Source organism: Streptomyces sp. NPDC048560 (assembly GCF_040650955.1).
Lineage (GTDB): Bacteria > Actinomycetota > Actinomycetes > Streptomycetales > Streptomycetaceae > Streptomyces.
Window position 1 is genome coordinate 108376 of record NZ_JBEZIJ010000004.1, and the last position, 24694, is coordinate 133069.

General features: G+C 70.6%; 21 protein-coding genes. 4 read left to right on the forward strand and 17 right to left on the reverse strand.

Features of this window, described 5'->3' with window-relative positions; all coding sequences use genetic code 11:
* Positions 1–41: 41 nt before the first annotated feature.
* The 10 genes from AB0C82_RS13270 to AB0C82_RS13315 form a co-directional block, all read right to left on the reverse strand.
* The gene (locus AB0C82_RS13270; protein ID WP_362840106.1) at positions 42–863 is read right to left on the reverse strand and encodes a Pro-rich N-terminal domain-containing protein; all 822 of its coding nucleotides are present in this window, start codon (positions 861–863) and stop codon (positions 42–44) included.
* 126 nt (positions 864–989) lie between these two features.
* Positions 990–1430 carry a type II 3-dehydroquinate dehydratase gene (gene aroQ, locus AB0C82_RS13275; RefSeq protein ID WP_362840109.1) on the reverse strand — a complete coding sequence of 147 codons (441 nt, stop codon included), beginning with the start codon at positions 1428–1430 and terminating at the stop codon, positions 990–992.
* Complete coding sequence (aroB, locus tag AB0C82_RS13280) at positions 1427–3076, reverse strand: 3-dehydroquinate synthase (protein ID WP_362840111.1); 1650 nt, start codon at positions 3074–3076, stop codon at positions 1427–1429. The genes aroQ and aroB overlap by 4 nt, the downstream gene beginning before the upstream one ends.
* Positions 3073–4257, reverse strand: coding sequence for a chorismate synthase (aroC, locus tag AB0C82_RS13285; protein ID WP_362840114.1), 1185 nt, complete (start codon positions 4255–4257; stop codon positions 3073–3075). Before aroC ends, aroB begins: the two co-directional genes overlap by 4 nt.
* Before the next feature lie 146 nt (positions 4258–4403).
* Positions 4404–5231: a shikimate dehydrogenase gene (locus AB0C82_RS13290; protein WP_362840117.1), complete on the reverse strand. Its 828-nt coding sequence runs from the start codon at positions 5229–5231 to the stop codon at positions 4404–4406.
* The gene (gene mltG / locus AB0C82_RS13295) at positions 5228–6940 is read right to left on the reverse strand and encodes an endolytic transglycosylase MltG (protein ID WP_362840120.1); all 1713 of its coding nucleotides are present in this window, start codon (positions 6938–6940) and stop codon (positions 5228–5230) included. The genes AB0C82_RS13290 and mltG overlap by 4 nt, the downstream gene beginning before the upstream one ends.
* 95 nt (positions 6941–7035) lie before the next feature.
* The gene (gene ruvX, locus AB0C82_RS13300) at positions 7036–7521 is read right to left on the reverse strand and encodes a Holliday junction resolvase RuvX (protein WP_362840123.1); all 486 of its coding nucleotides are present in this window, start codon (positions 7519–7521) and stop codon (positions 7036–7038) included.
* A complete protein-coding gene (gene alaS, locus AB0C82_RS13305) occupies positions 7518–10187 on the reverse strand; it encodes an alanine--tRNA ligase (RefSeq protein ID WP_362840125.1) in 2670 nt (889 codons plus the stop codon). Before alaS ends, ruvX begins: the two co-directional genes overlap by 4 nt.
* Entirely contained in the window at positions 10187–10525 is a 339-nt protein-coding gene (locus AB0C82_RS13310) for a DUF6167 family protein (RefSeq protein WP_362840128.1), read from the reverse strand. Before AB0C82_RS13310 ends, alaS begins: the two co-directional genes overlap by 1 nt.
* 7 nt (positions 10526–10532) lie before the next feature.
* Positions 10533–10982, reverse strand: coding sequence for a DUF948 domain-containing protein (locus AB0C82_RS13315; protein WP_362840131.1), 450 nt, complete (start codon positions 10980–10982; stop codon positions 10533–10535).
* 218 nt (positions 10983–11200) lie between these two features.
* Between AB0C82_RS13315 and AB0C82_RS13320 the strand changes: the two genes are divergently transcribed.
* On the forward strand, positions 11201–13396 hold the full coding sequence (locus AB0C82_RS13320) for an AAA family ATPase (protein ID WP_362840134.1): 2196 nt from the start codon (positions 11201–11203) through the stop codon (positions 13394–13396).
* A gap of 16 nt (positions 13397–13412) precedes the next feature.
* On the opposite strand, the gene rpsD is transcribed toward AB0C82_RS13320, so the two are convergent.
* Positions 13413–14027: a 30S ribosomal protein S4 gene (gene rpsD / locus AB0C82_RS13325; protein WP_018960518.1), complete on the reverse strand. Its 615-nt coding sequence runs from the start codon at positions 14025–14027 to the stop codon at positions 13413–13415.
* Positions 14028–14220: 193 nt separating this feature from the next.
* Between rpsD and AB0C82_RS13330 the strand changes: the two genes are divergently transcribed.
* The gene (locus AB0C82_RS13330; protein WP_362840138.1) at positions 14221–14922 is read left to right on the forward strand and encodes a DUF2470 domain-containing protein; all 702 of its coding nucleotides are present in this window, start codon (positions 14221–14223) and stop codon (positions 14920–14922) included.
* A 12-nt stretch (positions 14923–14934) separates the two neighbouring features.
* Here the strand turns inward: AB0C82_RS13330 and AB0C82_RS13335 are convergent, their stop codons facing one another.
* Genes AB0C82_RS13335 through AB0C82_RS13355 form a run of 5 tightly spaced genes read right to left on the reverse strand, consistent with a single transcriptional unit; the run spans position 14935 to position 19508 of the window.
* Positions 14935–16320, reverse strand: a complete 1386-nt coding sequence (locus AB0C82_RS13335) for a replication-associated recombination protein A (protein WP_362840141.1) — start codon at positions 16318–16320, stop codon at positions 14935–14937.
* 44 nt (positions 16321–16364) lie between these two features.
* Positions 16365–17000: a vitamin K epoxide reductase family protein gene (locus AB0C82_RS13340; RefSeq protein ID WP_362840144.1), complete on the reverse strand. Its 636-nt coding sequence runs from the start codon at positions 16998–17000 to the stop codon at positions 16365–16367.
* 12 nt (positions 17001–17012) lie between these two features.
* Positions 17013–17501, reverse strand: coding sequence for a hypothetical protein (locus tag AB0C82_RS13345; RefSeq protein ID WP_362840147.1), 489 nt, complete (start codon positions 17499–17501; stop codon positions 17013–17015).
* Between the two features lie 43 nt (positions 17502–17544).
* Entirely contained in the window at positions 17545–18807 is a 1263-nt protein-coding gene (hisS, locus tag AB0C82_RS13350; protein ID WP_362840150.1) for a histidine--tRNA ligase, read from the reverse strand.
* 14 nt (positions 18808–18821) lie between these two features.
* Positions 18822–19508 (reverse strand): MBL fold metallo-hydrolase, encoded by a 687-nt coding sequence (locus tag AB0C82_RS13355; RefSeq protein WP_362840153.1) that lies wholly within the window; start codon positions 19506–19508, stop codon positions 18822–18824.
* Between the two features lie 146 nt (positions 19509–19654).
* Here AB0C82_RS13355 and AB0C82_RS13360 point away from each other — a divergent pair, with 146 nt between their 5' ends.
* Entirely contained in the window at positions 19655–20449 is a 795-nt protein-coding gene (locus AB0C82_RS13360; RefSeq protein ID WP_362840156.1) for a peptidylprolyl isomerase, read from the forward strand.
* Positions 20450–20634: 185 nt separating this feature from the next.
* The gene (locus AB0C82_RS13365; protein WP_362840159.1) at positions 20635–21864 is read left to right on the forward strand and encodes a DUF349 domain-containing protein; all 1230 of its coding nucleotides are present in this window, start codon (positions 20635–20637) and stop codon (positions 21862–21864) included.
* Positions 21865–21967: 103 nt separating this feature from the next.
* Here the strand turns inward: AB0C82_RS13365 and AB0C82_RS13370 are convergent, their stop codons facing one another.
* Complete coding sequence (locus AB0C82_RS13370; RefSeq protein ID WP_362840162.1) at positions 21968–24595, reverse strand: RelA/SpoT family protein; 2628 nt, start codon at positions 24593–24595, stop codon at positions 21968–21970.
* Between the last annotated feature and the right edge of the window lie 99 nt (positions 24596–24694).

Genomic DNA, 24694 nt, shown 5'->3' on the forward strand with positions numbered 1-24694 from the left:
CGCCCGGCCAGCGCATCCGACCGGGGGGCCCTGCCGGGGAGCTACCAGGTCGGAGGACTGGCGATGGAGCGCGCCAGGACGTCGTCCAGGACCCGGGCCGTCGTCTCCACGTCGTAGGTGGAGTTGTCGATGATGGGCAGTCCCGAGCCGTACCAGCCAGCCATCCGGCCGTGGATGCGGGCCACTTCCTCGTCGGACAGCCGCCGGTTGCCGCTGCGGGCCGCGTTGCGCTCCAGGACGACCTCCAGGCCGGGCAGGAGGACGACGGGCAGGAGTCCGGGGCCGACGTGGCGCTTCCAGCCCCCGAGGCCCACGACGGGGCGGTCGGGGAACACGGCGTCGTCGAGGATGCAGGAGATGCCGTTGGCCAGGAAGTTACGGGCGGCGAAGCCGCAGGTGCGCCTGGCCAGGCGGTACTGGGCCTCGGAGTGGTCGTTCCACCCGGCCTGCGGGTCGGCGAATCCGGCGCAGACCCATTCGCGTACGTCGTCGAGGGAGACGTGGGCGGTGGGGACGCGCCGGCGGGCGGCCCAGAGCCGGGCCACGGTGGTCTTCCCGGCGCCTGCGGGGCCGATCAGGAGCACGGCGAGGGTCGCCGCACCCGTGCCGGGCTCGGCGGGAGCGGGCAGCGGGACGGGGCCGCCGGGGGGCAGCTGCACGTGCCCGGTGGTCTCGCGCGACGGCGGGACCGGGGCGTGCCGGGGCGCGGGGCCGGTCCAGCTCTGGCCCGGGGGCGGGGGTGGTATCGGCGGCCGTCCCGGGTGACCCGGAGGGCCGGGGTGCTGGGCCTGGTGCGACCATCCGGCAGGTCCGTTTCCGGGCCCTTGGGGCGGCGGCAGCGGGGCCCCCACTGCGTGCTGCATCCGGTGCCACTCCGTCTCGTACAGGCAACTGGCGCTGGTGGAACGGCAACCGTACCGTCCCCGGCCGCCGCGAGGTGAACGGACGGGGACGGCCTGGAGTGCCCGTCGGGCCGGGTGGCCGACGGATCAGACGTCGAGCTCGTCGGCCAGCGCCCGCAGGGCGAGGCGGTAGGAGCCGATACCGAATCCGGCCACGGTGCCGGTGGCCACGGGCGCGACCACCGACGTGTGGCGGAATTCCTCCCGTGCGTACGGATTCGAGATGTGGACCTCGATCAGGGGGGCGGTCCGCTGGGCGGCCGCGTCCCGCATCCCGTAGGAGTAGTGCGTGAAGGCACCCGGGTTGAGAACGACCGGAATTGAACCGTCCGCCGCGTCGTGGAGCCAGCGGATCATCTGGCCCTCGTCGTTGGTCTCGCGCACGTCGACGTCGAAGCCGAGCTCCTTGCCGAGCGCCTGGCAGGTCTCGATGAGCCCGGCGTAGGAGGTCGCGCCGTACACGTCGGGCTCTCGGGAGCCCAGGCGGCCGAGGTTCGGCCCGTTGAGCACGAGGACCTTACGGGTCACGCGGAGACCTCCCCGTACGCGGCGAGCAGGATGGCCGGGTCGGGTCCCTCCAGGACAGTGGGCTTGCCCAGGCCGTCGAGGACGATGAAGCGCAGGAGGTCGCCGCGGGACTTCTTGTCGACCTTCATGTTCTCCAGCAGCTTGGGCCACTGGTCGCCGCGGTAGGTGAGCGGCAGCCCGACGGATTCGAGAATGGCGCGGTGCCGGTCGGCGGTGGCGTCGTCGAGCCGGCCCGCGAGCCGGCCCAGCTCGGCGGCGAAGACCATGCCGACCGAGACGGCCGCGCCGTGACGCCACTTGTAGCGCTCGTTCTTCTCGATCGCGTGCGCGAGGGTGTGCCCGTAGTTGAGGATCTCCCGCAGGCCGGACTCCTTGAGGTCGCTGGACACGACCTCCGCCTTGACCCGGATCGACCGCTCGATCAGCTCGGCCGTGTGCTGTCCGGCGGGCGTACGGGCGCCTTCGGGGTCGGCCTCGACCAGGTCGAGGATGGCCGGGTCGGCGATGAAACCGGCCTTGATGATCTCGGCCATGCCCGACACGTAGTCGTTGACCGGCAGCGAGTCGAGGGCGGCGAGGTCGCACAGGACCCCGGCGGGCGGGTGGAACGCGCCCACGAGGTTCTTGCCCTCGGCCGTGTTGATGCCGGTCTTGCCGCCGACGGCCGCGTCGACCATGCCGAGCACGGTGGTGGGTACCGCGATCCAGCGGACGCCGCGCAGCCAGCTGGCGGCGACGAAGCCGGCCACGTCGGTGGTGGCGCCGCCACCGATGCCGATGATGACGTCGGTGCGGGTGAAGCCCGTCTGGCCGAGCGCCTTCCAGCAGTACGCCGCGACCTCGACGGTCTTGGCCTCCTCGGCGTTCGGGAGCTGGATGGCGATGGCCTCGTAGCCCTGGGAGGCGAGGTCCTCCCGGACCGCCTCGCCGGTCTCGGCGAGCGCCTCGGGGTGCAGCACGGCCACCCGCTTGGCGCGGTTGCCGATGAGAGTGGGCAGTTCGCCGAGCAACTGGCGGCCGACCAGTACCTCGTACGGGTCGGTGCCCGCGGTGCCCGCGACCTGGATGCGAGTGGGTGCCTGCTCCGTCATGCGTGTGTTCTCCCGGCCGTGCGGTGCGGGGCCGTCGCCCGTCCGCTCCGGCAGTTCCAGTGCGTCGATGATCGCCTGTGCGACCTCGTCGGGGGTGCGGTCGTCGGTGGCGACGGTCGTACGGGCCACCTCGTCGTAGAGGTGGCGGCGGGCTTCCATCAGCTCGCGCCACTGCCGGCGCGGGTTGACGGCGAGCAGCGGCCGGGCGGTGTTGAGCCCGACCCGCTTGACCGCCTCGTCGACGTCCATCGAGAGGTAGACGACGGCGTGGTCCGCGAGGAGTTCACGGGTCGTCCCGTCGAGGACGGCTCCGCCGCCGAGGGAGAGGACACCCGTGTGCTCGGCGACGGCGGCCCGTACGGCCTGCCGCTCCAGCGCACGGAATTGGTCCTCGCCCTCGTCGTAGAAGATCTCCGGGATCGGCTTGCCCGCGGCGTCCACGATGTCCGCGTCGGTGTCCCGGTAGGTGGTGCCCAGGCGGTCGGCGAGCAGCTCGCCGACCGTGGACTTGCCGACGCCCATGGGGCCGACGAGGACGACCAGGGGGCCACTCATCGGATCTGCAGGTGGTCGAGGTACGACCGCACGTTGCGGTGGGTCTCGGGGACGCTGTCGCCGCCGAACTTCTCCGCGACCGCGTCGGCCAGCACCAGGGCGACCATCGCCTCGGCGACGATTCCCGCGGCCGGCACGGCACAGACATCGGAGCGCTGGTGGTGGGCCTTCGCGGGCTCACCCGTCACGACGTCGACGGTGGCGAGGGCGCGGGGCACCGTGGCGATGGGCTTCATCGCCGCGCGGACCCGCAGGAGCTCACCGGTGGTCAGACCGCCCTCGGTGCCGCCGGCCCGCCCCGAGGCGCGCTTGATGCCGTCGTCGGTGACCAGGATTTCGTCGTGCGCCTTGGAGCCGGGCACGCGGGCCAGGTCGAAGCCGTCGCCGACCTCGACGCCCTTGATGGCCTGGATGCCCATCAGTGCGGCGGCGAGCCGGGCGTCGAGACGACGGTCCCAGTGCACGTGCGATCCGAGGCCGACCGGCACTCCGTAGGCGAGCACCTCGACGACTCCGCCGAGCGTGTCACCGTCCTTGTGGGCCTGGTCGATCTCGGCGACCATCGCCTTCGACGCGTCGGCGTCCAGGCAGCGCACGGGGTCGGCGTCGAGCTTCTCGACATCGGCGGGCGTGGGGTAGACACCGTACGGCGCCTTCGCGGCGGCCAGCTCGACGACGTGGCTGACGATCTCGATGCCCGCCGTCTCCTTGAGGTACGAGCGGGCGACCGCACCGAGCGCGACGCGGGCCGCGGTCTCGCGGGCGCTGGCGCGCTCCAGGATCGGACGGGCCTCGTCGAAGCCGTACTTCTGCATCCCCGCGAGGTCGGCGTGGCCGGGGCGGGGGCGGGTCAGCGGGGCGTTACGGGCCAGCTTGGCCAGCTCTTCGGGGTCCACGGGGTCGGCCGACATGACCTGTTCCCACTTGGGCCACTCGGTGTTGCCGACCATGACGGCGACGGGCGACCCCATGGTGAGGCCGTGCCGGACACCGCCCAGGAACGTGACCTCGTCCTTCTCGAACTTCATCCGCGCACCGCGGCCGTAACCGAGCCGCCGCCGGGCGAGCGCGTCCGCCACCATCTCCGTGGTGATCGGGACACCGGCGGGAAGACCCTCCAGCGTCGCCACGAGTGCGGGGCCGTGCGACTCCCCCGCGGTCAGCCAGCGCAACCTGCTCAACGGTGCTCCTCATGCTCGCGCCTGAAAATCCAACGGCGCGACCGGGTGCGCGGCCCTGGCCCGCCACCCCCGATCCTCCCACGACCGGGGCCGCGAACCGGCCGCCGGTCCAGCAGACGGACGGCCGGGCCGGCCCGGAGGAGGACTCAGCGGGCCGCGAGCGCCTGTTCTCCCGCGTGTCTCATGGCGGCGAGAGGAGCCGGAGCACGGCCGGTCATCAGCTCGACCTGCAGGACGGCCTGGTGCACGAGGAGGTCGAGACCTCCGACGACTGCACCCTGGCGAGCCGACCAGGCCGCTGCGAGCGCCGTCGGCCAGGGCTCGTAGAGCACGTCGAACAGTGTGCCCGGAGCCTCGGGTACGGCCGCGGCCAGCGCGTCCGTGCTCCCGGCCGGCGTGGTGGCGATGACCAGCGGGGCCCGCAGCGCCTGGGCACCGTCGGCCCAGGCGGCGATCCGCACGTCAACGGCGAGACGCTCGCCCCAGGCGCGCATCTCCTCGGCCCGTTCCGGGCTGCGGACGTAGGCCGTGACCGGTCCCGTGCAGATCTCGGCGAGGGCGGCGAGGGCGGAGGACGCGGTGGCCCCGGCGCCGAGGACGGCGGCCGACTCCACCTTCTCCACACCGCGCTCGCGAAGGGCCGCGATCATTCCGGGGATGTCCGTGTTGTCGCCGAAGCGCCGGCCGTCCTCGGTGAGGACCACGGTGTTGACCGCCTCGACCGCGGCCGCGGTCCCGCTGATCTCGTCCAGCAGAGGGATGATCGCGCGCTTGAGCGGCATGGTCAGCGAGAGCCCGGCCCAGGAGCGGTCGAGCCCCTCGATGAATCCGGGCAGCGCGGCCTCGTCCACCTCGAAGCGGTCGTACGACCAGTGGTCGAGGCCGAGCTCCGCGTACGCCGCCCGGTGCAGGACCGGGGAGAGCGAGTGGGCGATGGGCGAGCCGAGGACGGCGGCCCTGCGGGGGATGCTCACTGGCCGGCCTTCTCGTCCTCGTACTTCTGCCGGTTGCGCTCGTGCTCCTCGTTCGTCACGGCGAACACCGTCTTGTCCTCGGTCACGGAGACGAAGTAGTACCAGGGACCGGAAGCCGGATTCATCGCCGAATGCAGTGCGTCCGCGCCCGGATTGCTGATCGGACCCGCCGGAAGCCCCTTGATCTTGTACGTGTTGTAGGGGTCGTCGATCCTCCGGAGTCCGTCCACGGGGCCGAGGTCCAGTGTGCTCTGGCCCTTGATGTAGTTGACCGTGGAGTCGAATTCGAGCCGGCCGACCGTTTCGGTGTTCCCGGGCTTGAGGCGGTTGTAGACCACCCTCGCGACCTTGTCGAAGTCGTGCTTGTACTTGCCCTCGACCTGCACGAGGCTCGCGACGGTGATGAGCTGCCAAGGGTTCTTGAGGCCCAGCTTGGTGGCCTTCTCCTCGACCTGCGCCTTCCCGTACTCCTCGTTGGCGCGGGAGACCATCCGCTTCAGCGTGTCCTCGGGCTTCGACCCCTTGGAAACCGGGTAGGCGGCCGGGTAGAGGAATCCTTCCAGCGGATCCTTGACCTCGGGATTGTCCTCGGCCCAGTCCGGGAGCCCCAGACTCTCCGCATTCGTCTCGGCGACCTTGGCCGTGCTGCCCTTTTTGAGCGCGAGCCGTTTGTCGATCATGGCGTAGACCGTGACGTTCTTCGTTCCCTCAGGAATGACGAGGGGATTCTGGCTCTTCGGGTCCAGCATCATTTTCACGGCGTTGTCCGCTGACATCTCCGCCTTGAGGAGATAGACGCCGGCCTGAATGAATTTGCCGCGAGGATTGGCATTCTGTGCCGAAACAAAGGCGTCGACTGATTTGACCACGCCCTTGCTCTTGAGGATGTTCGCGATCTCACCGCCGAGCGCGCCCTTGGGGATCTCCACCTCGACCTCGCCGGAGCCGCCGCCCGCGTAGTCGGGCGCCGCGCCGAACTGGTCCTGGAAGTAGGAGTAGCCCAGGTACGCCACTCCCCCGAGGCCCCCGACGAGGACCACCGAGACGACCAGGCAGGCGCAGCCGCTGCGGTTCTTCTTCTTGCCCTTGCCCCGGCGTTCGCCTCCGCCGCGTCCGCCACGGCGGGACGCGCGCGAGTCGTCGTCCTCGTCGTCGTACTCGTCGTCCCTGGTGTCACGGCTGTCGGCCGGCTCGTCGGCGCCCGTGAAGAAGGGGTGCGTCTCCTCCTCGGGCACGTCCGGATTCCAGTCCGGCGCCTGCTGCTCGGGCACGGCCTCCCGGCGGCCGGGGGGCTGCGGCGGGGGGTAGGCCTCGGGCGTACGGTAGTAGTCCTGCTGTTCGCCGTAGCCCGCCGACTGCTGCCCGTACGGATCCTGGGGCTGCCCGCCGTACGGCATGGCGGCCTGCTGGCCGGTGTCCCATCCGCCGTTGTACTGGGGCTGCTGGGGCTGCGCGTACGGGTCCTGCTGAGTGCCGTACTGCTGCTGCGGGTACTGCTGCTGGCCCTGCGGGTACTGCTGCTGGTACTGGTCCTGCTGCGGGTACTGCTGCTGCTGGGCGTACGGGTCCTGGGGGTAGGGCTGCTGTTGCTGGCCGCCGTACTGGTTCTGGCCGGGGGCAGCCTGCTGGCCGTCCCATCCCTGGGCCCCGTACGAGGGGTCCTCGGGATGCCACGGTTCGGAGCCGGGGCCCCGGCCATACTCAGTCATCGATCCCCTAGTGCCGCGAGACGACGTTCCGCCTCTTTGCTGTGCGGTGTTTGTTCGAACACTGCCGCATCGCGCGGAACGTTACCGTATCGCGATCAGACAACCACTTCGACGCCCTCGCCCGGAGCTGTGCCTGACGCCCGTTCGGACTCCAGAGCGTTCTGAAGGATCACCACAGCGGCAGCCTGGTCGATGACAGACCGGCCCTTCTTGGACTTCACGCCCGAGGCGCGCAGTCCCTGAGTGGCCGTCACTGTGGTCATCCTCTCGTCCACCAATCGCACCGGAATGGGTGCGACCGCGCGGGCGAACACGTCGGCGAACGCCCGCACCTTGGCGGCTGCGGGGCCCTCGCCGCCGCCGAGCGAGCGAGGCAGACCGATGATGACCTCGATCGGCTCGTACTCCTCGACGATCTGCCCCAGCCGCCGGTGGGCGGCCGGGACGTCACGTCCCGGCACGGTCTCCACCGGCGTGGCGAGGATCCCGTCGGGGTCGCACGAGGCGACCCCGATCCGGGCGTCCCCGACATCGACCGCCAGTCGGCGACCACGGCGCATCTGCGGCATGTCCGGCGTCATGCCGTCTCGGTGACGAGGCGTTCGACAGCGGCGACGGCGTCACCGATGGCGTCCGGGTTCGTGCCGCCGCCCTGGGCGACGTCCGGCTTGCCGCCGCCACCGCCGCCGAGGGTCTTGGCAGCCGTACGGACCAGGTCACCGGCCTTGAGGCCGCGCTCGCGGGCCGCCTCGTTGGTGGCGATGACCGTCAGCGGGCGGCCGTTGGCCGTGGTGAACAGGGCGACGACGGCCGGGCGGCCCCCCTGGATGCGTCCGCGGACGTCCAGGACGAGCCTGCGCAGGTCGTCGGCGGACGTGCCGTCCGGGACCTGGCCGGTGACCAGGGCGACGCCCCGGACGTCCTTGGCGGACTCGACCAGACCGGCGGCGGCCTGGAGGACCTTCTCCGCGCGGAACTTCTCGATCTCCTTCTCGGCGTCCTTCAGCTTGCCGAGCATGGAGGCGATCTTCTCCGGGAGCTCCTCGGAGCGGCCCTTGACCAGCTCCTGGAGCTGGGCGACGACCGTGTGCTCCTTGGCGAGGAAGTTGTACGCGTCGACGCCGACGAGGGCCTCGATGCGGCGCACCCCGGAACCGATCGATGACTCACCGAGGAGCTTCACCAGACCCAGCTGGGCCGTGTTGTGGACGTGCGTACCGCCGCACAGCTCCTTGGAGAAGTCGCCGATGGTGACGACACGGACCCGCTCTCCGTACTTCTCGCCGAACTCCGCGATGGCGCCCTGCTTCTTGGCGTCGTCGATGGACATGACCTCGGCCTGGACGTCGAGTTCGCGGGCCAGGACCTCGTTGATCTTCTGCTCGACGTCGACGAGGACCGTGCCGGGCACGGCGGCGGGAGAGCCGAAGTCGAAGCGGAAGCGCCCGGGCGAGTTCTCCGAACCGGCCTGGGCGGCCGTCGGGCCGAGGGCGTCGCGCAGCGCCTGGTGCGTGAGGTGCGTGGCGCTGTGGGCTCGGGCGATGGCGCGACGGCGGGTGTTGTCGATGGAGGCGTAGGCAGCAGCGCCGACCGTGACCTCACCGACCTGGACGGAGCCCTTGTGGACGGAGACACCCGGGACCGGCTGCTGTACGTCGCGGATCTGGACGACGGCCCCGGTGTCGAGCCGGATCCGGCCCTGGTCGGCCAGCTGGCCGCCGCCCTCGGCGTAGAACGGGGTGCGGTCGAGGACGATCTCGACCTCGTCGCCCTCGGAGGCGGCGGGCGAGGGGACGCCGTCGACGAGCAGGCCGACGATCGTCGACTCGCCCTCGGTGCTGGTGTAGCCGGTGAACTCGGTGGTACCCGAGGAGTCGGCGACCGCGCGGTAGGCGGAGAGGTCGGCGTGGCCGGTCTTCTTGGCCTTGGCGTCGGCCTTGGCCTTGTCCCGCTGCTCCTGCATGAGGCGGCGGAAGCCGTCCTCGTCCACGGAGAGGCCCTGTTCGGCGGCCATCTCCAGGGTGAGGTCGATCGGGAAGCCCCAGGTGTCGTGGAGCAGGAACGCCTTGTCGCCGGCCAGGACCTGGCCGCCGGCGGCCTTGGTCTCGGTGACGGCGGTCTCGAGGATGTTGGTGCCGCCCTTGAGGGCCTTGAGGAACGCGGCCTCCTCGGCGAGGGCGACCGTCTCGACGCGCTTGCGGTCGGTGATCAGCTCCGGGTACTGCTGCCCCATCGTGTTGATCACGACATCGACCAGCTCACCGGCGACGGAGCCGGTGGCGCCCATCAGCCGCATGTTGCGGATGGCGCGGCGCATGATGCGGCGCAGGACGTAGCCGCGGCCCTCGTTGCCGGGGGTGACTCCGTCCCCGATGAGCATCACGGACGTGCGGATGTGGTCGGCGACGACGCGGAGCGAGACGTCCGTGCCGTGCTCGGCGCCGTACCGCACGCCGGTGAGCTCGGTGGCCTTGTCCATGACGACGCGCAGGGTGTCGGTCTCGTACATGTTCTGCACGCCCTGCAGGATCATCGCGAGGCGTTCGAGGCCGAGACCCGTGTCGATGTTCTGCGACGGCAGGTCGCCGAGGATCGGGAAGTCCTCCTTGCCGTCGCCGGCGCCCCGCTCGTACTGCATGAAGACCAGGTTCCAGATCTCCACGTACCGCTCGTCGTTGACGGCCGGGCCGCCCTCGACGCCGAACTCCGGGCCGCGGTCGTAGTTGATCTCGGAACAGGGGCCGCAGGGGCCCGGAACGCCCATGGACCAGAAGTTGTCCTTCTTGCCCAGGCGCTGGATGCGCTCGGCGGGGACGCCGATCTTGTCGCGCCAGATCTGCTCGGCCTCGTCGTCGTCGAGGTAGACCGTGATCCACAGACGCTCGGGGTCGAGTCCGAAGCCGCCGTCGGCGACGGAGTTGGTCAGGGCCTCCCAGGCGTACTGGATGGCCCCTTCCTTGAAGTAGTCACCGAAGGAGAAGTTGCCGCACATCTGGAAGAACGTGCCGTGCCGGGTGGTCTTGCCGACCTCTTCGATGTCCGGCGTGCGGACGCACTTCTGCACGCTGGTGACGCGGGGGGCGGGCGGCTTGACCTCGCCGAGGAAGTACGGCTTGAAGGGAACCATGCCCGCGGGGACCAGCAGCAGAGTCGGGTCGTCCGCGATGAGCGACGCCGAAGGGACGACGGTGTGACCGCGCTCCTCGAAGAAGCTCAGCCAGCGGCGGCGAATTTCAGCCGACTCCATTAGTGGTCCTCATTCCGGTTGTACGACGTGTAGGGGAGCGTGCGGTGTGGGGCGGCGGAGTCCGCCGTCTCGACGGCGAAGTGCTGCCGTACGGGGAGTTCGGGGTCGACCGGTGCCTCCAGGCCCAGCGCCCCGCCCAGTTCGGCCTCGCGCCGGACCATGCCCTCGCGCACGTCGAGGGCGAAGTCCTTGAGCTTGTGACCGGTTTCGATCGCCTTGTTCGCGGCCTGCGCCGCGAGGCTCTCGGGGGTCAGCTGCTTGATCTTGCGGTTGACCTTGGTGGTGGCCCAGACACCGGCTGCGGCGCCGGCTGTGAACCAGAACGTACGGCGGAACATCGCTGCGTCAGTCCTTCTGTCCGCGGGAACTTCGGCCGTTCCGCTTCTTGCCTCGGGCGGATGGCACTGTACGGCCGACGATCACCGTACGACGGGAGGGGCGGCGGGCCGGCTCCGGTTCGGGGGCGGACCTGCGGCCGATCGCCTGCCGTACCCCGTAGCCGAAGGCGGCGACCTTGACGAGCGGGCCGCCGAAGGTCGATGCGACGGTGGTCGAGAGCGCGGAGGCGTTGGAGGTGACCTCCTGGACGTCCGCCGCGATCGCGTCGACCTTGTCGAGCTGGGTCTGCGCGGAGCGGACCGTCGCGGACGCGTCGGCGAGCAGCGGGACTGCCTGTTCGGTCACGTCCGCCACGAGCTTCGTGGTCGCCCTGAGCGTCTGGGCCAGCCTCACCAGCACCACGGCGAGGAACGAAACCAGGATCGCCCAGAAGACGGCTACCAGGATCCCGGCCACCTCTCCACCGGACACAGTGCACCGCTCTCTGCTCGTCGCCTTCCCCGTTCGGGGCTTGTCCCTGCTCGGCCGACGATGCCCGTCATCACAGGCAATCGTCGTCCCACGAGCCTATCGCGCCGGGCGTCAGCCCCTGTACCGCATTACCGGGGGGCGGGGCAGGCGTTGCCGGGGAGAGATTGTACGGAGAGCTTCCGAGCCCGTACTCTGCGTGTTTTATGCGACGCCCTCAGCGCCCCTGCTCCGCACCCGACGACTCGGGCCCCCACTCCGCCGCCGCCCTGGGCAATCTGCCCGCGGAACTGAACAGATTCGTGGGCCGTGAAGACGAGCTGGCCGAACTGGCGCAGCTGCTGGAGGAGTCCAGGCTGGTGACGGTCGCGGGGGTGGCGGGGGCGGGCAAGACCCGCTGCGTGTCCCGGGTCGCAGCCCTGCTGGAGAAACGGTACTGCGATGGCGTCTGGATCGCGGAGCTGTCCGCCGTCCACGATCCGGGGCTGCTCGAACACGCGCTGGTCGAAGTGCTCGGGCTCACCGACCACACCAGCAGACCGCCGCGCACCACGCTCGTCGAACATCTTGCCGCTCGTCAACTCCTGCTCGTTCTGGACGGCTTCGAGCAGATGACCGAGGCGGTGGCCGACCTCGTACGGGACCTTCTTCGCCGCGCGCCCCGGCTCCGCGTCCTGGCGGCCGGGCGGCGGCCGCTCCGCGTGGACGGCGAGGTGACCTTTCCGCTGACGCCGATGAGCGAGCGGGACGCGGTGGAACTGTTCGCCGAGCGGGCCCGGTCGGTGCGGCCGGACTTCCGGCTGACGGACGGCAACCGGAGCACGGTGCGCGAGCTGTGCCGCCGCCTCGACGGGATTCCGCTGGCGCTCGAACTGGCGGCGGGACGGCTGCGCGCCCTGTCGGTGGAACAGATCCTGCTCCGCCTCGACGACCGGTTCCGGCTGCTGACCGGCGGGAGCCGGGGCGCTCCGGTCCGCCACCAGACGCTCCGTACGGCCATCGGCTGGAGCCACGAGCTGTGCGCACCGCAGCAGCGGCTGCTGTGGGCACGCCTCTCGGTCTTCGCCGGACAGTTCGACCTGGAGGCCGTCGAGTACGTCTGCAGCGGTCCCGACCTGCCGGCCGACTCGGTGCTCGACGTGCTCGACGAGCTCCTGTCGCAGTCCGTCGTGGTGCGCGAGGACGCGGCCGCCGGCTGCCGCTACCGGCTGCTGGACACCGTGCGCGAGTACGGCGCCGAGTGGCTGACCGCCACCGGGGACACGGAGCGGCTGCGCCGGCGGCACCGGGACTGGTTCCTGGGGCTCGCGACCTGGTGCGAGCTGGACTGGTTCAGCCCCCGCCAGAGCGAGGTGGCAGCCCGCATCGACAGTGAACTGCCCAATCTGCGGCGGGCGATGGAGTGCTCCATGGAGAGCCCCGACGAGGTTCATCTCGCCCAGTACCTGGCGGGCACGCTCTGGTTCTACTGGGTCGGCTGCGGCCGTCTCGCGGAGGGGCGGCACTGGCTGGAGCACGTGCTGGAGGAGGAGTCGCCGTACGACGCATCCCGGCTGAAGGCGCTGTGGGTGCTCGGGTACGTGGCCGTGCTCCAGGGGGACGCCGTGGCCGCCGTGTCCGCGCTCCAGGAGTGCCGTGAGGAGGCCGAGCAGGCGGGCGACGCGTCGGCTCTTGCGTACGCGGTGCACCGGATGGGATGCCTGGCGCTCGTCACGGACGACATGGCGCGGGCCGAGGAGCTGCTGCGCGACGCGCTGGCGCGCTACCGGGAGGCCGGTGAGCTCAACAGCAACGTGCTGATGGGGCAGGTCGAGCTGGCGATGGCGGTGGCCTTTCTCGGGGACCTCGACAGCGCCGTCGGGATCTGCGAGGAGGTGAGGGAGATCTGCGAGGACCACGGGGAACGGTGGGCGCTCGCCTACGCGCAGTACGTGCTGGCGTACGCGGCCCTGCAGCGGGGGGAGACTCCGCTGGCCCGTCGGATGCTCGTCGAGTGTCTGGGCATCGGCCGGACCTTCCACGATCTGCTCGCGACCGTGCTGACCCTGGAGCTGCTGGCCCTGGTCACCGCGGTCGACGGGGACGCGGACGAGGCCGCCGTGCTGCAGGGGGCCGCCGGACGGATCTGGCCTTCGGTGGGCCTGCCGCTGTTCGGCTCGGCCTATTACGGGCAGCCCCGGGCCCAGTGCGAGGAGCGCGCCCGCGCGGAGCTGGGCGAGGAGAGGTACGAGGCGCGGCGGCGTGCGGGTGAGCGGCTGGGCCTGGACGCGGCCGTGTCGAGGGCGCTGTCCGGGCAGCCGCCGGCCGGCCCGGCGGGGACCGGCATCTTCCCGGCGCCTGGGGAAAAGCGAAGGCCCGCCGCCTCCCGGACAACAGGGAGGGGCGGGCCCGAGCTCGGTTGAGTGAGCTACGCCTGGATCAGCGGGCGTAGTACTCGACGACGAGCTGCTCGTCGCAGATGACCGGGATTTCCTTGCGGTTCGGGTCCCGGTCCAGGCGGAAGGCCAGGGCCTTCAGGTTCACCTGGAGGTAGCGCGGGGTCTCACCGTCGGTGTCGTAACCACCCTCGCGGGCCACCTGGAAGGGGACCTTGGAGCGGCTGCGCTCGCGGACCATCACGACGTCGTCGGGACGGACGCGGAACGACGGCTTGTCGACCTTGCCACCGTTGACCTCGATGTGGCCGTGAACGACCATCTGGCGGGCCTGGTAGATGGTGCGGGCGATGCCCGAACGCAGGACCAGGGCGTCGAGGCGACGCTCGAGCTCGACGACCAGCGCCTCGCCCGTCTTGCCTTCGGCCTTCTTGGCACGGTCGTAGGCGCGCGCCATCTGGCGCTCGCTGATGTCGTACTGCGCGCGGAGGCGCTGCTTCTCGAGCAGACGGACCTTGTAGTCCGAGTTCTGCTTGCGGCCACGGCCGTGCTCGCCCGGCGGGTACGGACGAGCTTCGAAGTACTTGACAGCCTTCGGCGTCAGAGCGATGCCGAGGGCACGCGACTTCTTGACCTTGGGACGCGACTGGTTAGGCACGTTCTCCAGACCTCCGTTGTAGGTTAAGTTAGGTAAGGCTTACCTTACTCAAGGAGATCGCATGTCTCGCCCTGGGAACACCACAGACGTCACGGACAACACAGACAGCGGCGGCGCGCACGAGGGCGCCGCTACGACGGAAGGCCGATCTGATCGTGGTCAGCCGCGTCCCAGCGGGCTTGATAACACTCGGATGCCGTCAGCAGCCGAGCGCACACGAACTCTCGTACAGAGTACCTGCTCCGCGGCACTCGTCGTACCGGGGCTCGATGTGCCCTGCCCCGACCACCTGGTGCCCAGCTCCCGCGGCGTGGGCGCCGACGGGGATCTGTTCCTCGAATTCCCCGACGGTTCCCCGGCCGTACGGGCCGCCACGCGCGCTCAGGGCGACGAGCTCACCGCCGTGCTGGAGCTCACCGACGTCGCACCGGTCTCGGTCCCGCACCGCATCCGCGGCCGCGCCTGGATCTCCGGCTGGCTCACCGCCGTACCGGGACTCGCGCAGCCCGGCCGGATGATGCTGCGGCTGGAGACGGCGGAGGCGTACGTCGACGATCTGTGGGGCGCGCAGGACGTCGAACCCGACGCCTTCCGCGACGCGGGCCCCGACCCGCTCGTGGAGCACGAGGCGGAGCTCCTCCAGCATCTGCACGCGGCGCACAGCGACCAGATGGGGATGCTGCGCGCGCTGCTGGGCGAGCGCGCCACCTGTGAATGCGCCGCCCACCGGCCCTCCGCCGTCCCGGTGGCACTGGACCGCTTCGGTCTGCGGGTGCGCTTCGTCGAGGCACAGGGCTCGTGCTTCGACGCGCGTTTCGAGTTTCCCGAGCCGGTGCGGGACGTCGTCGAGCTGCGGCGGGCGATGTACACCCTCTTCGAGGCGGCGTCCTGCTGACCGGACCTTCGGTCAGCCCGGACCCTGGCTCCCGGCCGTGCCCTCGGAGCCGGCCCGGCCCAGTCGCTCCCTGACCCGGTCGGCCACATCCGCGTACCGCGCCTCGGCGCCGTACCGCGTGGGTGTGTAGTACCGCTTGTCCGCCACGGCGTCCGGCGCGTACTGCTGGGCGGCGATGCCGCCGGGGACGTCATGCGGGTAGACGTATCCCTGGGCGTGGCCGAGCTTGGCCGCGCCCTTGTAGTGGCCGTCGCGCAGATGGGCCGGAACGGGACCCGCGAGGCCCTTCCGCACGTCCTCCTGTGCGGCGGAGATCGCCAGCGTCGCCGCGTTCGACTTCGGGGCCAGCGCCAGCGCGATGGTGGCGTGGCTCAGGGTCAGCGCCGCCTCCGGGAAGCCGATCATGGCCACCGCCTGGGCCGCGGCGACCGCCGTCGGCAGCGCGGTCGGGTCGGCCAGACCGATGTCCTCGCTGGCGGAGATCATCAGGCGCCGGGCGATGAAACGGGGGTCCTCCCCCGCCTCGATCATGCGCGCCAGATAGTGCAGCGCCGCGTCCACGTCCGAGCCACGGATCGACTTGATGAGGGCGCTCGCCACGTCGTAGTGCTGGTCGCCGTCCCTGTCGTACTTCACGGCTGCCCGGTCGACGGTGTCCTCGACGGTCTGGAGGCTGATCTCCTGTTCGTGCGTGGCCAGGGCGGCACCGGCCGCCGCTTCCAGCGCCGTCAGTGCACGCCGGGCGTCGCCTCCCGCGATGCGCAGCAGATGCGCGTGCGCGTCCTCGGCCAGCGTCACCGCCCCACCGAGCCCGCGCTCGTCGGTCAGGGCGCGGGTGAGCAGCGCCGTCAGATCGCCGTCGGTCAGCGGTTCCAGGGTGAGCAGCAGGGAGCGCGAGAGCAGGGGGGAGATGATCGAGAAGTACGGGTTCTCGGTCGTGGCCGCGATGAGCGTCACCCAGCGGTTCTCCACAGCCGGGAGGAGCGAGTCCTGCTGGGCCTTGGAGAAGCGGTGGATCTCGTCGAGGAAGAGGACGGTCTCCTTGCCGTAACCGCCGGTGGCGCGGCGCGCGCCCTCGATGACCGCGCGGACCTCCTTGACGCCCGCGGTGATCGCCGAGAGCTCCACGAAGCGCTTGTTGGTCGCCTTGCTGACCACGTACGCCAAGGTCGTCTTGCCGGTGCCCGGCGGGCCCCAGAGGATCACCGAGGACGGTCCGGCGGGCCCGCCGGAGCCCTCCCCCACCAGGCGGCGCAGGGGTGAGCCCGGCTTGAGCAGGTGCTGCTGTCCGACGACCTCGTCGACCGTACGGGGACGCATCCGCACAGCGAGCGGGCTGGCGGACGGGTCCTTCTCCTGGCGGTCTTCGGCGGCTGCGGTAAAGAGATCGGGCTCCACGTCGTGAAGCCTATGTCACCCCACTGACAACGCCGCCGGGCCCGTCAGCTGGTCCAGAAGTCCCACCAGCGCGTCAGGATCAGCATCCCGATGATGCCGATCCAGAGCACCGGGGGCACCCAGTGGAACTCCAGCAGGCTGTTCCGCAGCCAGCTGGGAGCGGGCAGGACACCGTGCTTGATGTTGTGCGTGGTGACGTAGCAGAACATGACGATCGTGGCGACCCAGGCGAGGCAGCACCACAGGCAGAGCGAGTTGATGTTGTAGAGCGACTGGTACTGCAGCCAGGTGCAGAAGCCGACGCCGAACAGCGTGCCCGCGTTGAGGCCGAGCCAGAACCAGGGCCGGAAGCGGGCACCCGCGAGGAGCCCCATGCCGATGCAGACCACCATCGCGTACGTGACGAGCCCGAGCATCGGGTTGGGGAAGCCGAAGGCGGACGCCTGGTCGCTCTTCATGATGTTGCCGCACGCGACGACCGGGTTGAGGCTGCACCCGGGGGTGAAGCTGGGGTCCTCGAGCAGCTTGAACTTGTCGATGGTGATGACCCAGGCGGAGAGCAGTCCGGCCGCACCCGTGATCACCAGGAGCAGTGCCAGCGCGCGACTGCCCCCGATGGTCCTCTTCCCACCGTCCTCTGCCTGGCCCGAGGAGGGATGATCTACCGCTGCAGTCGTCATATCGCCGTTCCGTCACTGAGTAGCCAGCTGGGCACGGTCATTGTGCCGCACCACCCGTGCTGTCAGCTGTTCGATGGACACACGTATGTCCGCACGGCCGGCGTGGAACGCGCGGCCGCGCGGGGCGCCCGGTGCGTGACGGAACTCGCTGCCGAAGGTCACGGACCGCGCGGGCGCGACGGCCCCGTGACCGCGGTGGACGGCCTGGATCAGCGGATCATGCCTGGTGGGGTGTCCGGGATTCGCGGGCCGGACGGGGCGGGGAGGAGCGCCACGGCCGAGCTCCTCCGGGGCCACCGGAGCGGGGACGGGGGAACCGCGCCGGTCCTGGGCGCCGACGCGGCCGCGGCGGGCCGCCGTCATCGTTCCCGGTTCGGCGCCGTCCGGCAGGATGAACCGGCGCCCCGCCGAGTTGACGTCCGCCGGACGTGACGCCCGGTGTGAGGAGCCGCAGCGACGGATGACGGCCCGTTCCGCGCCGACGCGCGAGGGGCCCGGCACGTGATGTGCCGGGCCCCTCTCTCGTACCGTGGCGCTCCCGCGCCTACGCCAGGCGCGAGCGGATCACCTTGGTCACGTCCGCCAGGGCGACGGCTTCCTGGTCGCCCGACTCCATGTCCTTGAGCTGGACGTTGCCCTCGGCCAGGTCCCGCTCGCCCGCGACGAGCGTGAAGCGCGCGCCCGAGCGGTTCGCGCTCTTCATCGCACCCTTCAGGCCGCGGCCGCCGAACGCGAAGTCCGTCGCCACGCCTTCGCGCCGCAGCTGCGTGACGAGACCGAAGAGCACCCGGCGTGCCTCCTCGCCGAGCGGTACCGCGTACACGCTGGTGGCGGCGGGGATCGGCAGTTCGACGCCTTCGGCCTCCAGGGCGAGAACCGTACGGTCCACGCCGAGGGCCCAGCCGACGGACGGCAGCGCGGGGCCGCCGATCATCTCGGACAGACCGTCGTAGCGGCCTCCGCCGCCCACCGCCGACTGCGAGCCCAGACCGTCGTGGACGAACTCGAAGGTCGTGCGCGTGTAGTAGTCGAGGCCGCGGACGAGCTTCTCGTCGTCCTCGTACACCACACCGGCCGCCGTCAGCAGGCCGCGGACCTCCTCGTGGTACGCCTTGCAGGCGTCGCAGAGGTAGTCGCGCAGCATCGGGGCGCCGACGAGCTGCTTCTGGACGTCGGCCCGCTTGTCGTCGAGCACCCGGAGCGGGTTGATCTCGATGCGCCGACGCGTCTCCTCGTCGAGATCGAGGTCGCGGAGGAAGCCCTGGAGCGCCTCGCGGTACACGGGGCGGCACTCCTTGTCGCCGAGCGAGTTCAGCAGGATGCGGAACTGCGTGAGGCCCAGCGAGCGGTACGCCTGGTCGGCCAGGATGATCAGCTCGGCGTCGAGTGCCGGGTCCTCGGTGCCGATGGCCTCGGCACCGACCTGGGAGAAGTGGCGGTAGCGGCCCGCCTGCGGCCGCTCGTAGCGGTAGTACGAGCCGGAGTACCAGAGCTTGACGGGGAGGTTGCCCGCCTTGTGGAGGTTGGCCTCCAGCGCGGCGCGCAGCACCGATGCGGTGCCCTCCGGGCGCAGCGCGAGCTTGTCGCCGCCCTTGGTCTCGAAGGCGTACATCTCCTTGGACACGATGTCGGTGGACTCGCCGACGCCGCGGGCGAAGAGGTTCACGTCCTCGAAACCGGGTGTCTCGATGTAGCCGTATCCGGAGTTGCGCAGCGGTGCGGAGATCGCCTCGCGCACCGCCAGGAACTTCGCGGAGCGCGGCGGGGTCAGGTCGTACGTGCCCTTGGGGGCCTGGAAGGTACTCACGTGCTTCTCTCTCGTCACATTCCTCGGCGGGGCGCGTCCATACCGTGCAGATACGGATTGGAGGCGCGCTCACGGCCGATGGTCGTCTGGGGGCCGTGGCCCGACAGCACCACGGTCGAGTCGTCGAGCGGCAGGCACACACGGGCCAGCGACTCGAGCAGCTCGGCGTGGCTGCCGCCGGGCAGGTCGGTGCGTCCGACGGAGCCGGCGAAGAGCAGGTCGCCCGAGAAGAGGACCTGCGGAACATCCGCGGCCTCGGGCATCCTGAACGTCACCGACCCCTTGGTATGGCCGGGCGCATGCGCGACACCGAACTCCAGACCGGCCAGCTTCAGCACGGCGCCGTCGGTCAGTTCCTTGACGTCGTCCGGCTCGCCCACGGTGAGTTCGCCCATGAGAGGCATACCGAAGGAGCGGCCGAGGGCCTTCTCCGGGTCGCTCATCATGTACCTGTCCTCGGGGTGGATCCAGGCGGGGACGTCGTGCGCGCCGCACACGGGGACGACCGAGGCGACATGGTCGATGTGGCCATGGGTGAGCACGACGGCGACGGGCTTGAGCCGATGCTTCTTCAGCGTCTCCTCGACGCCCTGGGCGGCCTGGTGCCCGGGATCGATGATCACGCACTCCTCGCCTGCGGCGGGGGCGACCAGATAGCAGTTGGTCCCCCAGGCCCCGGCGGGGAACCCGGCAATGAGCACGATCGTCCTTAATGTTCGTCCGACGGGAGAGGGGTGGAGACAGATCCGGCAGATGAGAGCCTACCGGCGCTCCTCATCCCACAGCTAACCCATATACGGTACGGGGCAACCCAGGCCGGTCACACGACGTACAAGGAGATCACCCGGTGGTCAGCAGCGATCAGCGGCGGCGTCAGCTCGCCCGCGAGAAGTTCGAGCGGCAGCAGCAGCGCCGGGAGGAAGCCCGCCGGAGGACCAGGCGCCTGACCGCGGTCATCGCGTCGGCGCTCGCCGTGGTGGCGGTCATCGGCGCAGGTGCGTACATCTCCGTCGGCGACGACGACGACAAGAAGAACGACAAGGCCGACACGGCGGCGAGCCAGAGCCCCTCGGCCACGCCCTCCGCGAGCGAGAGCGCCGCTCCGGAGCCCGCGATGAAGATCGACAAGAAGGCGTCGTACGCGATGTCGCTCAAGACCAGCCAGGGCGACATAGCGTTCACGATGGACGCGGCGAAGACTCCGCACACGACGAACTCCTTCAAGGCCCTCGCGGACAAGGGGTACTTCGACGCCACGAAGTGTCACCGGCTGACCACGGAGGGCATTTTCGTTCTCCAGTGCGGCGACCCCAAGGGCGACGGCACCGGTGGTCCCGGTTACAACATCCCGGACGAGAACCTGACGGCGCTGGGCAAGGCGGGCACGGACGGCACCGTCACCTTCCCGGCGGGCACGGTGGCGATGGCCAACACCGGCCAGCCGGGGACCGGCGGCAGCCAGTTCTTCCTCGTGTACAAGGACACCAAACTCCCGCCCACCTACACGCCGTTCGGCACCATGGACGACGCCGGGCTGAAGACCGTCAAGAAGGTCGCCGAGGCGGGCGTCGCCGGCGGCGCGGGCGACGGTGCGCCGAAGAAGACCGTCACCGTGGAGAAGGCCACGGTCGACAAGGCCTGACCCGGCCGGGCGGCCGGCCCACCCTCGCGCGCGGACCGAAGAATTTCAGCCGCGCTGAGTGCGGACAGCCGGGTGGCCGGTCGCCTAGATTGACGTTGTGCAGGGCGGGCGATGCCCGCCCCAGGAAACTGTGGACGATGCCCGGGGGGCGAACCCCCTCGCAGGCATCAGGTGGAGGAGGCGCTGTGAGCAGCGACCCGTGGGGCCGTGTCGACGAGACAGGCACCGTGTACGTGCGTACAGCCGATGGCGAGCAGGTCGTCGGATCGTGGCAGGCCGGGACTCCCGAGGAGGCTCTGGCCTACTTCGAGCGCAAGTACGAGGGCTTGGTGGTCGAGATCGGCCTCCTCGAACGGCGGGTGAAGACCACCGATCTCTCGTCCAAGGACGCGATGGCCGCGATCGATCACCTGCGCACGCAGGTTGACGAGCATCACGCCGTCGGCGACCTCGCCGCGCTGCGCACCCGGCTGGACGCGCTCGTCGCGACGGTCGACTCGCGGCGCGAGGAGCGCAAGGTCCAGAAGGCGAAGCAGACCGACGAGGCGCGTCACGCCAAGGAGGCGCTCGTCGTCGAGGCCGAGGAGCTGGCGCAGAGCGAGCAGTGGCGCTCGGCGGGCGAGCGGCTGCGTGCGCTCGTCGACACGTGGAAGGGGCTTCCGCGCCTCGACCGCAAGTCGGACGACGAGCTGTGGCACCGCTTCTCCCACGCCCGTTCGGCGTTCTCCAAGCGTCGCAAGGCCCACTTCGCGGCGCTGGACGCTCAGCGCGAGGACGCCCGCAAGGCCAAGGAGAGGCTGGTCGCCGAGGCCGAGGCGCTCTCCGGTTCCACGGACTGGGGCACGACGGCCGCCCGGTACCGCGACCTGATGACCGAGTGGAAGGCCGCGGGCCGTGCGCAGCGCGAGTCCGAGGACGAGCTGTGGAACCGCTTCCGCGGTGCGCAGGACGTCTTCTTCGCGGCTCGCAGCGGTGTCTTCGCCGAGCGTGACGCGGAGCAGGGCGAGAACCTCAAGCTCAAGGAGGAGCTCGCGACCGAGGCCGAGAAGCTGGTGCCGGTGAAGGACCTGAAGACGGCCAGGGCCGCCTTCCGTGCCCTCAACGAGCGCTGGGAGGCCATCGGTCACGTACCCCGTGACGCCCGCCCGAAGGTCGAGGGGCGGATGCAGGCGGTGGAGCGTGCGCTCCAGGAGGCCGAGGAGAACGAGTGGCGCCGCTCGAACCCGGAGGCGCGGGCCCGCGCCGAGGGTCTGACGGGTCAGCTCCAGGCGGCTGTCGACAAGCTGCACAAGCAGATCGACACGGCGCGCGCCTCGGGCAACAACGCAAGGGCCGACAAGCTGGCCAAGGAGCTGGAGGGCCGGCAGGCACTGCTGGACCAGGCGCTGAAGGGCCTGGAGGAGTTCAGCGGCTGAATTCCGGCCACCGCGTGCGCGGTCGCAGCAGTCGTACGGAAGGGAGAGGGCCCCCGCACTTCGTGTGCGGGGGCCCTCTCCTGTGCTGTGCCGTGGCTCGCGGCTACGGCCTGCGGGCCGAGGTCACCCGGTACACGTCGTAGACGCCCTCCACGCCCCGCACGGCCTTCAGTACATGGCCGAGGTGCTTCGGGTCGCCCATCTCGAAGGTGAAGCGTGAGGTGGCCACCCGGTCCCTGGACGTCTGGACGGCCGCCGACAGGATGTTCACGTGCTGGTCGGACAGGACGCGGGTGACGTCGGAGAGCAGCCGGGAACGGTCCAGGGCCTCGACCTGGATGGCGACCAGGAAGACCGAGGACTGGGTGGGCGCCCACTCGACCTCGAGGATGCGCTCCGGCTGCTGGGACAGCGAGTCGACGTTGACGCAGTCGGCGCGGTGCACCGAGACGCCGCTGCCCCGCGTGACGAAGCCGATGATCGGGTCGCCGGGCACGGGGGTGCAGCAGCGGGCCAGCTTGACCCAGACGTCCTCGACGCCCTTGACGACCACACCGGGATCGGCGTTGGCACGGCGCTTGCTGCGTCCGCGCGAGGGCGGGGCGCTCTCGACGAGGTCCTCGTTGGCCGCGTCCTCGCCGCCGAGGGCCTGGACGAGCTTCTGGACGACGCCGGCGGCGGCGACATGGCCCTCGCCGATCGCCGCGTACAGCGAGGAGATGTCGGGGTAGCGCATCTCGTGGGCGAGCGTGACCAGCGAGTCCCCGGTCAGGATCCGCTGGATCGGCAGGTTCTGCTTGCGCATCGCGCGGGCGATGGAGTCCTTGCCCTGCTCGATCGCCTCGTCGCGGCGCTCCTTGGAGAACCAGGCGCGGATCTTGTTCCGGGCACGGGGTGACTTGACGAAGCCGAGCCAGTCCCGGGAAGGTCCGGCGCCGGTCGCCTTGGACGTGAAGACCTCGACGAGATCGCCGTTGTCCAGCGTCGATTCGAGCGGTACGAGGCGCCCGTTGACGCGCGCCCCTATCGTCCGGTGGCCGACCTCCGTGTGGACCGCGTAGGCGAAGTCGACGGGGGTGGCACCGGCGGGCAGCGCTATGACGTCGCCCTTGGGTGTGAAGACGAAGACCTCGTTGCGCGAGAGGTCGAAGCGCAGGGACTCCAGGAACTCGCTGGGGTCCTCGGTCTCCTTCTGCCAGTCCAGCAGCTGGCGCAGCCACGCCATGTCGTTGACGGTGTCCTGGCCGCGGCCGGTGTTCTTGGGTACGTCCGTGCGCACCTTGGAGGCGCCCGCGGACGGCTCCTGCTTGTACTTCCAGTGCGCGGCGATGCCGTACTCGGCGCGGCGGTGCATGTCGAACGTACGGATCTGGAGCTCGACGGGCTTGCCGCTGGGGCCGATCACCGTGGTGTGCAGTGACTGGTACATGTTGAACTTCGGCATCGCGATGTAGTCCTTGAACCGGCCGGGGACCGGATTCCATCGCGCGTGCACGGTGCCGAGGGCCGCGTAACAGTCGCGGACCGTGTCGACCAGGACACGGATGCCCACCAGGTCGTAGATCTCGGCGAAGTCCCGGCCTCGCACGATCATCTTCTGGTAGACGCTGTAGTAGTGCTTCGGCCGTCCCGTGACGGTGGCCTTGATGCGGGCGGCCCTCAGGTCGGACTGGACCTCGTCGGTCACTATGGCGAGGTACTCGTCGCGCTTGGGGGCCCGCTCGGCGACGAGCCGGACGATCTCGTCGTACATCTTGGGGTAGAGGATCGCGAAGGCGAGGTCCTCCAGCTCCCACTTGATGGTGTTCATGCCCAGGCGGTGGGCCAGGGGCGCGTAGATCTCAAGGGTCTCGCGGGCCTTCTTCTCCTGCTTCTCCCGCTTGAGATAGCGCATGGTGCGCATGTTGTGCAGCCGGTCGGCGAGCTTGATGACCAGGACCCGGGGGTCCTTGGCCATGGCGACGACCATCTTGCGTACGGTCTCGGCCTGCGCGGCCTCGCCGAACTTGACCTTGTCGAGCTTGGTGACGCCGTCGACCAGCAGCGCGACCTGGTCCCCGAAGTCCTTGCGCAGGGTGTCCAGGCCGTACTCGGTGTCCTCGACCGTGTCGTGCAGCAGCCCGGCCATCAGCGTGGCGGGGTCCATGCCGAGTTCGGCGAGGATCGTCGTGACCGCGAGCGGGTGCGTGATGTACGGGTCGCCGCTCTTGCGCTTCTGCCCGCGGTGCCAGCGCTCGGCGACCTGGTAGGCGCGCTCGATCTGGCGCAGCGTCGCCGACTCGATCTTGGGGTCGTTGGAGCGGACGGTCCGCAGTAGCGGTTCCAGTACGGGGTTGTACGGGCTGGAGCGCTGGACGCCGAGGCGGGCCAGGCGGGCCCGGACGCGGTTGGAGGAGCCGCCGGAGCGGGGCACCGCACCTGCCGGGACGACGGGCTTGGCGGCGGGCTTCGCCGCCTGTGCCGCCGGGGGCGTGGGGGCCGCGGGAGCGGCGGCCTCGGTGGGCTCGGCAGCCTTCGCGGGCTCGGCCGGTGGCTCGGCCGCGGGCTCGGGCGGCTGGGCGGAGCCGGGGGCCGGCTCGGTGTTCGCGGGGTCCGGGGCCTTCGGGCCGGCCGCGGACTCTCGCGCGGCAGGCTTCGGCGTGCCCGTCGGCTGCGCCTTCTCGGGCGTGGCTTGGTCCGCCGCGGGCTTGTCGGGCTGCGGGGCGGCGACTGGCTGGGCCTCGTCTGGCAAGAGCGCTCCTCGTGCGGAACCGGGGTACCCGGAAAGCCCATGGTATCGACCCCGTGGCTGATCGACGCCCGGGGACCGTGGGACCGCTCACAACGCGGG

Excerpts from the sequence above, each read along its gene's own strand:
- AB0C82_RS13340 (WP_362840144.1), bottom strand. The coding sequence starts at position 17,000 with ATGACGACTGCAGCGGTAGATCATCCCTCCTCGGGCCAGGCAGAGGAC.
- mltG (WP_362840120.1), bottom strand. The coding sequence starts at position 6,940 with ATGACTGAGTATGGCCGGGGCCCCGGCTCCGAACCGTGGCATCCCGAG.
- AB0C82_RS13330 (WP_362840138.1), top strand. The coding sequence starts at position 14,221 with ATGCCGTCAGCAGCCGAGCGCACACGAACTCTCGTACAGAGTACCTGC.
- ruvX (WP_362840123.1), bottom strand. The coding sequence starts at position 7,521 with ATGACGCCGGACATGCCGCAGATGCGCCGTGGTCGCCGACTGGCGGTC.
- AB0C82_RS13310 (WP_362840128.1), bottom strand. The coding sequence starts at position 10,525 with ATGTTCCGCCGTACGTTCTGGTTCACAGCCGGCGCCGCAGCCGGTGTC.
- aroB (WP_362840111.1), bottom strand. The coding sequence starts at position 3,076 with ATGAGTGGCCCCCTGGTCGTCCTCGTCGGCCCCATGGGCGTCGGCAAG.
- AB0C82_RS13320 (WP_362840134.1), top strand. The coding sequence starts at position 11,201 with ATGCGACGCCCTCAGCGCCCCTGCTCCGCACCCGACGACTCGGGCCCC.
- alaS (WP_362840125.1), bottom strand. The coding sequence starts at position 10,187 with ATGGAGTCGGCTGAAATTCGCCGCCGCTGGCTGAGCTTCTTCGAGGAG.
- AB0C82_RS13270 (WP_362840106.1), bottom strand. The coding sequence starts at position 863 with ATGCAGCACGCAGTGGGGGCCCCGCTGCCGCCGCCCCAAGGGCCCGGA.